This window comes from Massilia antarctica, assembly GCF_015689335.1.
GTDB classification, from domain to species: Bacteria; Pseudomonadota; Gammaproteobacteria; order Burkholderiales; family Burkholderiaceae_D; genus Telluria_A; species Telluria_A antarctica.
In genome coordinates this window covers 7,241,518-7,256,610 of sequence record NZ_CP065053.1, presented here as the reverse complement: position 1 = coordinate 7,256,610, position 15,093 = coordinate 7,241,518, and the positions used below count along the sequence as shown (strand labels likewise).

Here is a 15,093-nt window from a genome sequence, read left to right as displayed (position 1 = left end):
GTGAACCAAATGACGATCCAGAACCAGTTTCCACGCTTGTTGAAGCGTCCTTGTTTGTCCCTGGCGCTCCCGCTGCTGCTGGCCTTCGGCGTTCCCGCATCCGCGGCCGCGCCGGGCTCGCCGCAGGTGGTCGCCGGCCAGGCCACCTTCGGGCAGCAGGGGAATGTGTTTTCGATTACCAATACGCCCAACACGATCATCAACTGGCAAAGCTTTTCGGTGGCGGCCGGCGACATCACGCGCTTCATCCAGCAAGATGCCAATAGCGCCGTGCTCAACCGCATCACCGGGCAGGATCCGAGCCGCATCCTCGGCGCGCTGCAATCGAACGGCCAGGTATTCCTGATCAATCCGAACGGCATCCTGTTCGGGCGCGATGCGCGCATCGACGTGGGCGGCCTGGCCGCCTCGACCCTGAACCTTTCGAATGCCGACTTCCTGGCGGGCAAGCGCAACTTCAACGGTTCGGCCACGGCCGGCGCCATCGTCAATCAGGGCGCGATCACCACCCCAGGCGGCGGCAAGGTGTTCCTGATCGCGCCCAATGTCGAGAACAGCGGCATCATCACCTCGCCGCAGGGCGAGGTGGTGCTGGCGGCCGGCCACAGCGTACAACTGGTCGATTCCGGCAATCCCGACCTGCACGTCGTTGTGTCGGCCCCGGCCAGCGCCGCGCTCAACCTGGGGCAGGTGATTGCCCAGGGCGGCAAGATCGGCATCTACGGCGCCCTCGTCCGGCAGCGCGGGCTGGTCAGCGCCAACAGCGCCCAGGTCGGCGCCAACGGCAAGATCGTGTTCAAGGCGAGCGCCGATGCGCTGCTGGAAGCGGGCAGCGTCACCAGCGCCACCGGGGCCGGCAAGGGCGGCGAGATCACGGTGCAGGGCGAACGGGTCGGCCTGACCGGCGACAGCCGCATCGATGCCAGCGGCGCAGCCGGCGGCGGCACCGTGCTGGTCGGCGGCGGCTACCAGGGCAAGAACGCACTGCTGCGCAATGCGCAACAGACGGTGATGGGCAAGGCGGCCTCGATCCGGGCCGATTCGACCGCCAGCGGCGACGGCGGCACCGTGGTGCTGTGGTCGGATGGGGCCACGCGCGCTTTCGGCAGCATTTCGGCCACCGGCGGCAAGGGCGGACGGGTGGAAACCTCGGGCCATTACCTCGACGTGAACGGCATCCGCGTCAACACCGGCGCGCGCGGCACCTGGCTGCTCGACCCGTACGACGTGACCATCGGCGCCAATGGCAGCACCGACCTGCTCGACACGGTCGATGAATTTGTCGATACCCCGGCCAACACGATGAGCTTGATCGATTCGGCCATGCTCAACTCGGCAGCGCCCGCGGCCGATATCGTGATCCAGGCCCGCCACGACGTGCTGGTCAACGGCGCCATTACGCGCCCGGCCGTCAGCACCGGCAAACTGTCTGTCGAGGCGGGCAATAATATTTCCATCGATGCCCCCATCACGACCTCGGGCGGGGCGCTGACCTTGAGCGCCAATGTGGCCCCGTACGCGAGCGGCACCGGCACCGTGGCCATCAATGGCGCGCTCGATACCGGCGGCGGCAACCTCTCGCTCAGCGGCCAGAATGTCAGGATCGGCAACACCGGCAGCGCCCCGGTCAACGTCGGCAACGGCTACACGGCGATCAGCGCGGTCGATACCTTCCAGCTTGCCGCCAACGCGACCTTGCAGAGCGGCGGCGCCATCGATATCGTGGCCGACAATATCACCATGCCGGGCGGCATGATCGGACCGGCGCTGTCGCAGCGCCCGATCGTCAGCATTGCGCCGTACACCAGCAACCGCGACATCGTGGTCGCCAGCGGCGCGCCCATGGTCGGGGTGCTGCAACTGTCGCCGTTCGACCTGAACCCGATCCACGCGCAGGAACTGAGCCTCGGCGGCCCCGGGTACGGCGGCAAGATCGGCGTCTACGCGCCCCTCGGCGGCCAGTCCACCCCGGCCGAAATGAGCTTGCTGCGCCTGCATACCACGGGCAACATCGATGTCAACGCGCCCATCGAGCTGCTGGCCGGCGCCGGCACCAAGCTGTCGCTGGAGCGCTTCGGCGGCGGGGCGGGGCTGATCAATACCAGTTCCAGCGCCACCCTGAGCGCCGACTTGGTGCTGCTCGCATCGGACAACATCAACATCGGCGCGACGATCACCGGCAGCGGCAGCAACGGCGGCGTGGTGGTGCTCAGCCCCGGCAATCCCACGACCATGATTCACCTAGGCGACAACGCGCTCGATGCCACCGGGCGGCTGGGGCTGAACACGAGTGAACTGACCAGGATTTTCACGCGCCAGTTGATCATCGGCGGCGAACTGGCGCAAACCGGCGCGGTCGACATCAACGGGGCGCTCGACCTGTCGGCCAGCATGGCGCCGGGCAGCAAGCTGGTGATCAAGGCTGGCGACGGCGCCATCAACCTGCTCAATCCGATCACCACGCCGGGCGCCTTGCTGCTGAACGCTGCGAGCGTCGGTAACAGCAGCACGGCGCCGGCGCGGGCCGCCGCGATCGGCATCCAGACCAGGCAGCAGACCGGCTCCGCATCCACGCCGTTTTACACGCAGACGGCGTTCCTGACTGCCAGCAACAGCGTCGAAAGCAGTAACGGGCCGATCAATATCAGCAATACCGGCACCCTCGACCTGGGCAGCGTCACCCAGAACGGCGCCGGCAACATGGGCGCGATCATGATCGCCAACGCGGGCGGCATGACGGTACTCAAGGATGGGCCTTCATCGGCCAGCCCGGTCATCGTCAGCAGCCTGGGCGGCCCAGTCACGTTGTCGACCCAGAGTCCACTCACCATCAACGGCACGGTGGCATCGAATGGCGGCGCGATCGGCTTGCAAGCCGGCAATGGCGGGGTGCTGACCATCGGCACCAGCGGCACTGTGGCTTCCGGCGCGGGCAATATTTCCATGGTGGCCGGTGCGGTCGTGAATGATGGCAGCGTCAGTGCCACGTCCGGCAATATTTCGCTGAGCGCCGCCTCGGTCAGCGGCAGCGGCACGATCGCCAGCACCAGCGGCGCGGTGTCCGGCGTGCCGGGGAAGGTGCCGACCGTCGACGCCTGCATCGCCACGCCCACCCTGGCCGGTTGCGCCACGGTGCTGGCCGACGCGGTGAGCGCCTGTACCGCCAATCCGGCGCTGAGCTATTGCGCCGCCGTACTGCCCAGCCTCGATGCCTGTACCGCCAATCCGGCCACGCCAGGCTGCACGGTGGTGCTGCCGACCCTGAGCCAGTGCGTGGCCACGCCCACGGCCCCCGGTTGCAAGGTGGTGCTGCCGACCCTGGCCGCGTGCATCAGCGCGCCATCGACCGTGGGCTGCGGCGTGGTGCTGCCGACCCTGGCCGTCTGCGTCAGCGCGCCATCGACCCCGGGTTGCGAGGTGGTGCTGCCGACCCTGGCGCAGTGCGTCGTCAATCCTGCCCAGTCCGGCTGCCTGCAAGTGCTGCCAAGCTTGACTACCTGTATCGCCGCGCCCGCCACCAATGGCTGCACGGCGGTGTTGCCGACCCTCAGCGCCTGCCTGGCGACGCCGTCGCGCGCCGGCTGCGTGGCGGTGCTGCCGACCCTGGCCGCTTGCGTGGCCAACCCGACCCAGGCCGGCTGCAGCGTCGTGCTGCCCTCGCTGGCGGCGTGCAGCGCCAGTCCCGGCCTGCCCGGCTGCTCGGCGGTGCTGCCGAGCGTGGCCCAATGCGTGGCCGCGCCGACCCAGGCTGGCTGCGCGGCGGTGTTGCCAACCCTGACCCAGTGCATTTCCGCGACCAGCCTGCCCGGTTGCAGCGTGGTGCTGCCGTCGCTGTCGCGTTGCGTGGCCAATCCGGCTACCCCGGGCTGCGCGGTGGTGCTGCCCTCGCTGAGCCAGTGCGTGGCCAATCCGGGCGCCAGCGGCTGCTCAGTGGTGCTGCCGACCCTGGCCCAGTGCGCGGCGAATGCGGCCGTGCCCGGTTGCAACGCGGTGCTGCCGACCCTGAACCAGTGCGTCGGCAATGCCGCCTTGTCCGGTTGCGGCGCGGTCTTGCCGAGCTTGCAGAGCTGCGTCGCCAATCCGGGCGCGCCCGGTTGTTCGGCGGTGTTGCCGACCCTGGCGCAGTGCACGGTGACGCCATCCTTGGCGGCCTGCAACGTGGTCTTGCCGACCGTGGCGCAATGCGCCGCGGCGCCCGGTCTCGCCGGTTGCGTGGCGGTCTTGCCGCCGCTTGCGCAGTGCGTCGCCACGCCATCGGCGCCGGGCTGTGCGGTGGTGCTGCCGGGCCTGAGCCAGTGCGTGGCGACGCCGGCTGCGGCCGGTTGCAGCGCGGTGCTGCCGACCGTCGCCCAGTGCGTGGGCAGTCCCGGCCTGCAAGGCTGCGCCGTGGTGCTGCCGCCGGTTAATACCTGCGTGGCCAATCCGGCGCTGCCCGGATGCGCGGTGGTGGCGCCGCCGCCGCAGCTCGCCGACGACGTGGTCAAGGAAGTCATCGTCAACACGGTCAATGTCGTCAACAGCGTGACCCCGTCCGACGACGGCAAGGCGCCGGAAAAGAAGATGGGCAAGGAAGAGGGCGTCAAAACCGCCGATACGAGCACTGTTAAAGGAGACGCCAGTGAACTGCGCAAAAAGACGTACTGCAACTAAGGCGCTCGCCGGTGTCCTGCTGGCCGGCTTGTTCGGGATGGCGTGGGGGGCGCAGGTGGCCGGTACCATCGTCAACCTGAGCGGGCCGCTGATGGCCAGGAAGGCCGATGGCACGGTCAAGGTGCTGGGCTTGAAGTCCGAAGTGGAGCAGGGCGATACCCTGGTGTCCGAAAAGAACACCTACGCCCAGATCCGCTTCATCGACAACAGCGAGATCACCTTGCAGCCAGGTACGACGTTCAAGGTGGAGGCGTTCGCTTACGAGGCCGGCAAGCCGGAGGCCGACAGCGCCAGCTTCAGCCTGATCAAGGGCGGGCTGCGCTCGCTGACCGGCTTGCTGGGCAAGCGCAACAAGGAAAAATTTTCGCTCAAGACACCGACCGCCACCATCGGTATCCGCGGCACCACCTTCATTGCGCAGTATGTGCCGGCCTCGGCGGGCGGCATGGCTGCGCCGCCGGGGCCAGCCGGCCGGGGCGCGCCGCCGGCCTTGCCTTCCGGTTTGTATGTGTCGGTGATCGATGGGGCGATTTCGATGTCGAATGCCGGTGGCAGCATGAATTTTTCGGCCGGACAGTTTGGCTATACCGCGAATACGCTCAAGCCGCCGGTCATGGTCCCGAACAATCCGGGCATCAAGTTCACGCCGCCGCCCGTGTTCAGCATGCAGACGGCGCCTGGTCCGCAAAACACCAGTGTGGCGGGCAAGGCGGCAGCGGTCGATTGCGAAGTGAGGTAGCGCCGGCGCCGCCGGCCGGGGAGTTATTGCTTGTTTTGCGCGGCACCGGCTTGCCGGTTGCGCAAGCGCTCCAGGTTGTAGGCGCGCGCGGCCGGCATTTCCTGCTCCGAGTACAGGCCGCGCAGCAAGCCTTCCACGTCGGCGCCCGGCTGCGCGGCGGCGAGGAAGCTGCGGCTGCGCTGTTCCCAATCCGATTGCACCTGTTCCGTATCCTGCAATTGCCGGGCGCGGTCCGGGCCCAGCACCTGTTCGCGCAAGGCGGCGACCCGGGTGTCGGGCGCGCCCGCCTTGCGCAGCGCGGCGACCTCGTCGTGCAGGCGGTCGAGCGCGGGATCGGCGGCAACGCCACGCTCGCGCGTATCGGCGCTGCGCGGCGCGCCCGGAAGGGTGGCGGCCAGGTCGGCAAGTGTCTGCTTTTCTTCTTCCCGATACAGTGATGCGGCCAACTGCTCGCCGAAGTGGGCGATGCGCAGGGCGTGCAGCTGCTCCAGCGCCAGTTCGGGCGTGAGGGCAGGTGTGAGGGCAGCGGCGGCGCGCTGGCGTTCGCCCAGTTCCGTTTCCGCGTCGCGGTAGGCGATGTAGGTGCGCAGCAGCCGGGCAAGCTGCTGCGCGGCCTGCGCCGGCAGCCCGGAGGTCAGGCGCTGTTCGATCTGGTCCACTTCCACGCGGCCAGGATGGGGCGGCACGCCCGCCAGCATGACGTCGAGCAGGGTACTGGTGCGGTCGTTGATGGACAGGCTGCCATCGGCCGCGAGCGGGAACGATGGCGCACTGGCGCGCTGGTCCGGCATCGCGCCGAGCACGGGGCTGGCCTCGGCCAGGACGGTGAAGCTGCGCTCGACCGCCTGCCCGGTGCGCTCGCGGGCGGTGGGGGACGGTTCGGTGGCAGGGGAGCGGCACAGCATGAAGCCGGCCGCCAGCAGGGCCGCGGTGCAGGCAAGCGGGCCCTTGACCTTCATTGCGCGGCGTCCTTTTGCGGCGCGCGTTCGGCGCTCAGGCGAACGTCGGCGCGCGTTTTGAGCGCCTCGATCCGCTGGCCCAGCCGTTCCTGCATGATCTGCGTGCGCAGGCCGGCGCGCAACTCATCGAGCGGCGGCTTGGGCAGTTGTCTGGTGGCGCTCAGTTGCACGACTTGCCAGCCGCCTTGCGGCAGTTCGCGCTCGATGGCCTGGCCGGGCGCCATGCCGGCCACCTGCTGCGCCAGGCCGGTATCCATCTGGGACGCCATGACCCACGCCGGCGAGGCCGGGCGGGCCGCGCCGGACCCGCGTTTGGCGAGCTGCGCAAGGCGCTTGCCTTGCCTGAGCGCGGCCAGGGCGGCGTGCGCTGCCGCCGGAGTGGCCACGTCGACCTTGGCGATGCGGAACTGGCGTTCGGCCGGCACGCCCTGGTAGCGCTGCGCGATGTCCTCGTTAGTGACCGCCATGGTGGACAGCATGTGGCGCACCAGGTCGCGCTGCAACAGGGTCTTGTAGGCCAGTTCCGCCTCCGCCACGAGCTCGGGTGACTTGTGCAAGCCAAGCCTGAGCGCTTCCTGCGCCATCAGTTCAATGGTCACCAGTTCGCCCAGCAGCGCCTGGCGGTCGAGCGCCGCGCGGACGGCGGCGCGTTCCTGCCGGTCCTGTGCGTTCTCTTCATCGAAGGGATTGGGACGGCCGGCGTTGGCATCCATGAGGGCGTCGAGCAAGGCCTTGGGTACGGGCTGGCCGCCGACCTGCGCGACCGTCTCTTGCGCCGACGCGGGCGCGGGCGCCGCTGCCGGGGTAGCGGCATACGCCCCCGGCAAGGCCAGCAGCAGGACCAGACAGTGGCGGCCCAGGCTGGCCGAGGTGCGGTGAAAATCCATGGCTGATCCTTGTGCTGGTCTGTCGCGTTACGGCAGTTGCGAGCGTACCTGGTTGTACACGCTGGCGTCGGTCAACAGCGAAATGTGGCCGACGCTGGCCGTCTGCACGTTCACGCCGCACTGCGCATTGTTGGCAGGCAGGATGACGCCATCGTTGGCGGACCACAGCGAGCGGTCGCAACCGGCGCCGGCGAGCTGGGTGATGAACGACGAGCCGGGCCGCATGTCGAAGCACGCCGGCGAATAGCAGCCGTAGGCGCTGGTGGTGCCCTTGTGCGGCGTGCCGAGGGTGATGAAGCGGCGCATGCCGGCCGCTCCGCCGAGCTTGGCGCGCTGCCAGCGCACCACCAGGCCGCCATTCGAGTGCGCGATCACGCTCACCGGCTGGTTGGCGTTACTGGCGCGCACCGAGTTGATGAAGGAGTTGAGCGAAGCGGCGCTGGTGCGGTCGCTGCTCATGAAGGAGTTGTAGTTAAAGCCGTACAGCTTGGAGCGCGGATAGCCGCTGGCGGTAAAGCGCGCGACCATGGCGTCGAAGTTCGAGGACGAGCCGCTGTAGCCGTGCACGAAAATCACGGGTTCCTGGGCCATGGCCGCGCCCGACAGCACGACGCCTGCTGCGAATAAACCAAGTGCGAACGCCGATTTGACGGCCTGGCGGTATAAGTGTCGCATGAATATCTCCGTTCGTTGTGGATCAGTAAATGGGGCTTGTCGCGCATCGCGAAGACCAGTACGCGCTTCCACCCGGGGATCAACCTGGCTGACTTTGCGCTGTTCTTCCGACAACGTTGTTGCTTACTATAAGCGGCGTAGTCAGGCCACGCACACTCCGGACAGGCCAATTCGCTTGCTTTGGCGGCCATGCGAGGCGGGTGTGGTATCGATGACTACGGACATGAATTATTAACATGAAAGTTGTTTTGGTGACAATTCGTTCGTAGTATCATGTTCGCAAGGCGGCACAGCGCCAAGGCGCGCCGCAGCCGTTTCTGCAGGCCAGAAGACGAGGTTCCCATTTCCATGACGATATCCAGACCGACCGTGTCCGCAGCATGGGTGAAAGGGATCGTCGAGCTGATCGGCGCGCTCGGTCTTGATCCGCTGGCCCTGCTCGAGGAAGCCGGCATGCCGCTGGACGAACTCGACGACGCCGACGGCCGTTTCGACAGCGCGTGCGTGTCGACCTTGTGGTCGCTGGCGGCGCAGCAGTCCGGCCACCCGCATGCGGGGCTGGCGCTGGGCGACGCCACCAAGCCGGCCTGCTTCGGGGTGGTGCTGCACGTGATGATGTCCTGTCCCGACCTGGGCACCGCGCTGCGCCGCATGGCGCAGTACATCCCCATCGTCAGCGGCGCCGCCCGCATCGTGTTGACCGAGGACGGCCAGGGCTGCGGCCTGGCGCTCACCTTGGGCGAGGGCGTGCCGGGCGAGCGCTATGATTTCGCGTTGCTGATGATCGCCAACCTGTGCCGCTGGCTGACCGGGCGCGATCTGCGGCCGCAGTCGGTGGAACTGGCCCATGCGCGGCCAGCGAACCTGTTGCCCTACCTGGCGGCCTTCGGCTGCCCCTGCCATTTCAGCGCCAAACGCTATTGCCTGAGTTTTTCGCCGGCCGACCTGGGCCTGGCGCTCATGACCGGCAATCCGCTGCTGACCGAACTGCATGAACGCTTCGCCAACGAGCGCATGGCACGCCTGGGCGACGCGCGCACCACCCGGCGCGTGCGCGAGCTGGTGCTGGCCTGCCTGGCCGAGGGCGAACCGGCGCGCGGCGATGTGGCCCGGGCGCTGTGCATGAGCGAACGGACCTTGCAGCGCCGCCTGCGGGATGAGGGAACGTCGTACGTGCAGTTGGTTGACGCGGTGCGGCGCGAGCAGGCCGCCCAGTATCTCGACCAGACCAGTTTGTGCTTCACCGAAATCAGCTACCGGCTCGGTTTCGCCAACCAGGGGACCTTGTTCCGGGCCTGCAAGCGCTGGTTCAATGCCTCGCCGGGGCGCTATCGCGAACGCCACCGGGCCGGCGTGGAGAGCGGCTAGGGTCGCTCGCTGCGGGACGAACTTGGGGGGGGGCGCATGCGTTCCCGCCTCTCCAGGAACTGGCCTTTTCCGCTAAGTTAAGCAGTTTTGCGACCACAAATCTCAAAACCGTCGTTCCCGCGCAGGTCCCAGTTTCTATGAAACTCCTCCAATCTCTTGGAACTGTGCAAGCTCAGAGGCCGGTTCCAAATGGTGCTAACTTAAGCGCCGTCATTCCCGCGCAGGCGGGAATCCATAGCACATTCGTATATCGACGGTGCTATGGGGGAAACGCATGCGTTTCCGCCTGCGCGGGAGCGACGGTTTCGAGGTTTGTAGTCGCAAAGCTGCTCAAATTAGCGGCACTGGAGAGGCGGGAACCCAATTCCGTAGCGCAGTTACAGGCGGCTCGACGAACTTGGATTGCCGTGGGGGCGCCTGGCCCTGCGCGGGAAGTCATTTCTGCCAATGGCAGGAAGTCATTTCCGCCAATGGTGGGAATGACGGCGCTTAAGTTAGCGCCATTTGGCACCGGCCTCTGCCTTTGCACAGTTCCAAGAAACTCGAGGAGTTTCCTTGAAACTGGGCGCTGCGCGGGAACGACACGGAGCGGCTAGATTTTGCCGCCGCCGAGATTGACCAGCGAGATGGTCAACTGGCCGGCGATCAGCATCACGGTATTGAGCCGTTCGGCGGTGAAGGCGCCGCGACTGGCGTCATTTTCCAGCAGCAGCACGGCGTGTACCAGGTTGTGCGTGAAAATCGGCACCGCCAGCAGCGAACACCGAGCGCAACCCGCAAAGTACGGATCGCGCGCGAAGCGGTCGTCCTGCAGCGCGTCGTCGAGCAGCAGCACGTCGCGCGTGCGTTCGACGTGACGCAGCACCGACATGGGTAGTGGCGGCGAACGCTCCGCCTGCTCGATCGGGCGGATCAGCAGCCTGACGGTGGTGGCACCTGTCAGCGAACAAAGCAGCTCGCAGGCGCGCGCTTGCACGCGCGCCAGGGTCGTTTCCGCACTGAGCGCCTGCGACGCGCGCAGCACGGCCAGCAGGTCGACCTTGTCCAGCGGGGTATCGGGGGCATCGGCCGCGCGCCGCGCCGGGGCGGCGCCACTGCGCAGGAAGGCGTGGTTTGCGCGTAGCGCCTTCGCCTTGGCCGGCGCGCCCCATGCTTCGTACAAGCGCAGCGCCTCGGCCAGCAAGGTCGACCCGACATACTGCAAGCCCTGCGCCAGATAGCACAGGCCTGCGCGCTCGGTCATCACGGCGCGCTGCCATGGCCTTCGGTGCGCGCGCATGACCAGCAACGCCTGGTCGAACAGCCTGGCCGCGGCGGCGCCGTCGCCCATGGCCCAGGCGCGTTCGGCATCGATCCAGGTCACCAGGTGGGCAAAATTGCGCGGCGAATCGGCGGCGCGCAGCGCCATCCAGTCGCGGCAGGCGTCCAGTTCGGGCAGGACGCCCGCGTCGGCATGCGCACAGCGCGCCAGCGCAAGGGCGCGGAACAGATAGCCCAGCGCGGCCGGATAGATGCCGGCAAAGGAGGCCAGCAAGGGCATGGCGGCCGTGGAATGGCGCAGCAGCGCGGCGTCGTCGCCGAACAGCAGGGCGGCGTGCGCGCGCGCCAGGCGCGCGGTGAGCGTGTCCGTGTCCCCGGCGAGCGCAGGAAAATGGATGTCGATCTCGCCGCGCGCCACGTCGAGCAGGTAGCGATAGCTGCGCTGGATGCGGCTGGCGGTGACGTTGCCGTCACGCGGCGTTCCCGCTTGCGCCTCGGCCAGGATCGCGGCGACGATATCGAGAGTCGGCGCGCATTCGAGCTGCGCCACGATTTCGATGTGATAGGTATGGGTCGCATAGTGCAGGTCACCGTTTTGCAGCAGCACCTGGCGCGCCTGGCGCGCGTGGGCGATGGCGTTTTCCAGCGGTTCGACCCAGTGCAGCGACGCCAGCGCAAACACATGCTGCAGCCATGCCGCCTCGTAATCGTAGCCGCGCGCCTTGCCGATCGCCTGGGCCTTGATCAGTACCGCGTGGCCGGTGCGGTAGTCGCCGCGCTGCTTGAAAAGGATCGGCAGGGTGCCGAAGGTCTTGAGCAGCGCCGCGCACGGACCGTGCTCGATCCACATCTGCTGGTAGCGCACCAGCAGCCCGACCAGGCGCGGGTCGTTGGCGTAGTAGGTCGCCATGGTGGTCAGGTGCAGCAAAGTGCCGACCGCGAGCACGTGCGGATCGGTCGGCGCGGCGCGTTGCAGGTCGGCGTCGAGCGCATCGCTGTAGGCCCAGGCGGTGATGGTGTCGAGCCGGGACGCGCCGTCGTCAGGCTCGCTTTCCTGGAACACGATGCCGGCCCGCGCCAGCAGGGCGATGCCGAGATCGATCGCGTCAAGCAGCATGCGGCGGCTGGTCAGGCTGTTGACCTGGACCGAACTCGCTTCGATCAGGCCGGTCAAGTCGCTCTCGTGCGCGGCGATGCGCGCATAGACCTCGTCGGCCTCGGCATGCCGGCCAAGGCTGTACAAGGAGGCGTGCCAGGCCCGCATGGCTTGCGCCAGCGCGGGTGTGGCATCGTCGGCATGGCGCAGCAGGCGCACGGCCGCGCCCAGGAAGCGTTCTTCCAGCGCGTAGTCGGCCAGGTTTCTGGCGTGGGCCGCCGCCTGGCGGAACAGGGTAGCGACCTGGCGGCGCTCGGCGCTGTCGGGCAGGCTGTCGCCGAGCACGAGATATTGTTCGGAGGCGCCGGCTTCATGGCCGGCATGGGCCAGCAGGCGCCGGCCGATCGCCAGATGCAGCGCCTGGCGTTCACCCACCGGCATGGCTTCGTAAAGCGCCTGCTGCACGCGGTCGTGGCAAAAGCGCAGGCCATGCGTGGTGTCGATGACCAGTCCATCGGCCAGTGCCGGCGCCAGCTGGCCCGCATCGAGGCCGGCGGCCAGTGCCAGCACCTCGCCATCGACCGCGCCGCCCAGGCAGGCAAGCACCTGCAGCATCAGGCGTGCGTCCGGCGGCAGGCGGCCGATGCGCAGCGCGAGCAGGCCGGCCACGTCGCGTTCCTTGATAAAGGCGCCGATGGCGGCCGTGTCGCGGTAATCGCCGTCGGCGCGCAGCAAGCCCTGCTCGCGCAGGGCATTGACCAGTTCAATCGTGTCGAAGGGATTGCCCCGGGTGCGCGCGCCGATCAGCGCGGCCAGGCTGGCGCAGCGCGCCGGCTCGGTGTGCAGGAGGGCGCCGAGGAAGGCGGCCAGGCTGTCCGGCGCCAGGTTGTTCACCTCCAGGGTCGCGCAAGCGCGCCAGCGCACCAGCATGGGATGGAGCGGGTGCGTGTCGCCGACTTCGTCGTTGCGGTAGGCGCCCACCAGGAACAGGCCTTGCAGGGTCGGATCGCGCAGCAGGACGTCGAACCCGGCCAGCGCGGCGGGACCGGCCCATTGCAGGTCGTCGATCACCATTACCAGCGGACGTGCCGGCGACACCACGGCGCGCAGCAGGTCGAGGACGGCGTGGCGCATCCTGGCCTGGTGCAGGGCTGGATCGGTACAGCTGGCATCGTGGCAGCCGAGCAGCAGGGCCAATTCCGGCAGGGCGGCGGCGATCAGGCCGGCGTTGCCGCCCAGCGCCGCGAGGATGCGCTCGCGCTGCTGGCCCAGCGCCGCCGGGGGTTCTGCCAGCAGCAGGCGGCCGAGCGCACGCATGGCCTCCACGATGGCCGATGGGGCATCGTGCCGGTACTGGTCGAACTTGCCGCTGACGAACCAGCCGCCGCGCTCGGCCGCCATCGTGGCCAACTGCGCGAGCAGGGCGGACTTGCCGGCGCCGGCCGCGCCGGCGACGAGCAGGCCGCCGCCCGAGGAAAAGGCGCTGTGCAGTGCGCTGATCTCGGCTGCGCGGCCGACCAGTGGCAGCGCTTCGCCATGCGGCAGTGTATCCATCATGTCCTTCGCAAAGCAGGCAACAAAAGAAAACGGCCTCTGTCCAGATGACTGGAGAGAGACCGTTTTGACTGTACTAATTAGTCGGAACGCGGCGTGTTACAGCACTTCGCTCGCGTGGTCGGCCAGGCGCGAACGTTCGCCGCGCGCCAGGGTGACGTGGCCGCTGTGCGACCAGCCCTTGAAGCGGTCGACCACGTAGGTCAGGCCGCTCGACCCTTCGGTCAGGTAAGGCGTATCGATCTGCGCGATATTGCCGAGGCACAGAATCTTGGTGCCCGGACCGGCGCGCGTGACCAGGGTCTTGATCTGTTTCGGCGTCAGGTTCTGCGCTTCATCGATGATCAGGAACTTGTTGACGAAGGTGCGGCCGCGCATGAAGTTGAGCGACTTGATCTTGATGCGCGAGCGGATCAAGTCTTGCGTCGCCGCGCGACCCCATTCGCCGCCATCCGAATCGGACTTGTTGAGCACTTCGAGGTTGTCGTCGAAAGCGCCCATCCACGGCCCCATCTTCTCTTCCTCGGTACCGGGCAGGAAGCCGATGTCTTCGCCCACCGGCACCGTGACCCTGGTGACGATGATTTCGTTATACAGCTTCGTTTCGAGCACCTGCGCCAGGCCGGCCGCCAGGGCCAGCAAGGTCTTGCCGGTGCCGGCCTGGCCGAGCAGGGTGACGAAGTCGCATTCCGGATTCATCAACAGGTTCAGCGCAAAGTTCTGCTCGCGGTTGCGCGCGGTGACGCCCCACACGTTGTTCTTGTTGTGGCTGAAGTCGCGCAGGGTCTGGATCACGGCGGTTTTGCCATTGAGCTGCTTGACCTGGCCGTAGAACGGCGCTTCGCCATTCTTTGGTTCCAGGTACACGAACTGGTTCACCAGCAAGGTCAGCATGGTCGGGCCGGTGACCCGGTAGAAGGTCGAGGAGACGCCGTTCTTGTTCTCCTGCCAGGATTCCATGTCCTTGCCGTTCTTGTTCCAGAAGTCGTCCGGCAACTGCACGATGCCCGAGTACAGCAGGTCGCTGTCTTCCAGCACGTGGTCGTTGAAGTAGTCTTCGGCCGGCAAGCCCAGCGCGCGCGCCTTGATGCGCATGTTGATGTCTTTCGATACCAGCACGATGGCGCGGCCCGGCTGCTCCGCTTCCAGGTTGCGTACCACACCCAGGATCTGGTTGTCGGCTTTACCGACCGGAAGGCCTTCCGGCAGGGTCGGGCCGTTTTGCAGGCGCGTCTGGAAGAACAGGCGGCCCTTGGCATCCTTGTTGCCCAGCTTGGCCAGCGGAATGCCGTTTTCGATCGCGCCATCGTCGATGCTGCCGACCAGCGCGTCGAGCGTGCGCGAGACCTGGCGTGCATTGCGCGCCACTTCGGACATGCCCTTCTTGTGGTCGTCCAGCTCTTCCAGGGTCATCATCGGCAGGTAGACATCGTGCTCTTCGAAGCGGAACAGCGACGAAGGATCGTGCATCAGCACGTTGGTGTCGAGCACGAACATCTTGGTCTTGCCGGTCTGGTCGGCATTGCGGCTGGTGGAGGACTTGACCGTCATCTCGACCGCCTTGTGCTTGGCCGGGTGCGGCGCTTCCAGGTCGACCGGCTGCTTTTCCTTGCCGCGGCCGGAAGGTTTGGCGACCGGGGTTTCCATCACCAGCGGCGAGGACAGCAGCGGGGCTGGCGTTGCCTGCGGCGACGCGGCGACCAGGGCAGCCTGCTTGGCCGGTACCTTGGCGCGCGTGGTTTTGGCCGGCGCCTTGGCAACCGGCTCGGCGGCGATCTCGGCGACCGCGCTCAGTTTCGGCTTGGCGGCCTGCACGGCGGCGGGCTTGCTGCGGTCGGCTTTGGGATAATCTTCAGCCAGCAGCAGGGTGGCTGGCTTGGTGGGGATTTTTGGCAGTGGCATCTG

Annotated in this window: 8 protein-coding genes; 3 read left to right on the top strand and 5 right to left on the bottom strand. The window is 67.5% G+C overall.

The features are described 5' to 3' along the window. The first annotated feature begins 9 nt into the window (after positions 1 to 9). Both IV454_RS31895 and IV454_RS31890 read left to right on the top strand, forming a co-directional pair. Positions 10 to 4,650 (top strand): two-partner secretion domain-containing protein, encoded by a 4,641-nt coding sequence (locus IV454_RS31895; RefSeq protein WP_206089560.1) that lies wholly within the window; start codon positions 10 to 12, stop codon positions 4,648 to 4,650. Then, entirely contained in the window at positions 4,619 to 5,389 is a 771-nt protein-coding gene (locus IV454_RS31890; protein WP_307730200.1) for a FecR family protein, read from the top strand. Before IV454_RS31895 ends, IV454_RS31890 begins: the two co-directional genes overlap by 32 nt. 23 nt (positions 5,390 to 5,412) lie before the next feature. Here IV454_RS31890 and IV454_RS31885 read toward each other — a convergent pair whose 3' ends face one another. Genes IV454_RS31885 through IV454_RS31875 form a run of 3 tightly spaced genes read right to left on the bottom strand, consistent with a single transcriptional unit; the run spans position 5,413 to position 7,910 of the window. Continuing rightward, the gene (locus tag IV454_RS31885; RefSeq protein WP_206089559.1) at positions 5,413 to 6,348 is read right to left on the bottom strand and encodes a lipase secretion chaperone; all 936 of its coding nucleotides are present in this window, start codon (positions 6,346 to 6,348) and stop codon (positions 5,413 to 5,415) included. Next, positions 6,345 to 7,235 carry a peptidylprolyl isomerase gene (locus tag IV454_RS31880; protein ID WP_206089558.1) on the bottom strand — a complete coding sequence of 297 codons (891 nt, stop codon included), beginning with the start codon at positions 7,233 to 7,235 and terminating at the stop codon, positions 6,345 to 6,347. Before IV454_RS31880 ends, IV454_RS31885 begins: the two co-directional genes overlap by 4 nt. A 27-nt stretch (positions 7,236 to 7,262) precedes the next feature. After that, positions 7,263 to 7,910, bottom strand: a complete 648-nt coding sequence (locus IV454_RS31875; RefSeq protein WP_206089557.1) for an esterase/lipase family protein — start codon at positions 7,908 to 7,910, stop codon at positions 7,263 to 7,265. A 348-nt stretch (positions 7,911 to 8,258) separates the two neighbouring features. On the opposite strand from IV454_RS31875, the gene IV454_RS31870 reads away from it, so the two are divergent. Next, a complete protein-coding gene (locus IV454_RS31870; RefSeq protein ID WP_206089556.1) occupies positions 8,259 to 9,278 on the top strand; it encodes an AraC family transcriptional regulator in 1,020 nt (339 codons plus the stop codon). 592 nt (positions 9,279 to 9,870) lie between these two features. On the opposite strand, the gene IV454_RS31865 is transcribed toward IV454_RS31870, so the two are convergent. Further along, positions 9,871 to 13,191 carry an ATP-binding protein gene (locus IV454_RS31865; protein ID WP_206089555.1) on the bottom strand — a complete coding sequence of 1,107 codons (3,321 nt, stop codon included), beginning with the start codon at positions 13,189 to 13,191 and terminating at the stop codon, positions 9,871 to 9,873. 96 nt (positions 13,192 to 13,287) lie between these two features. Then, a complete protein-coding gene (locus IV454_RS31860) occupies positions 13,288 to 15,090 on the bottom strand; it encodes a PhoH family protein (protein ID WP_206089554.1) in 1,803 nt (600 codons plus the stop codon). Positions 15,091 to 15,093: the final 3 nt, after the last annotated feature.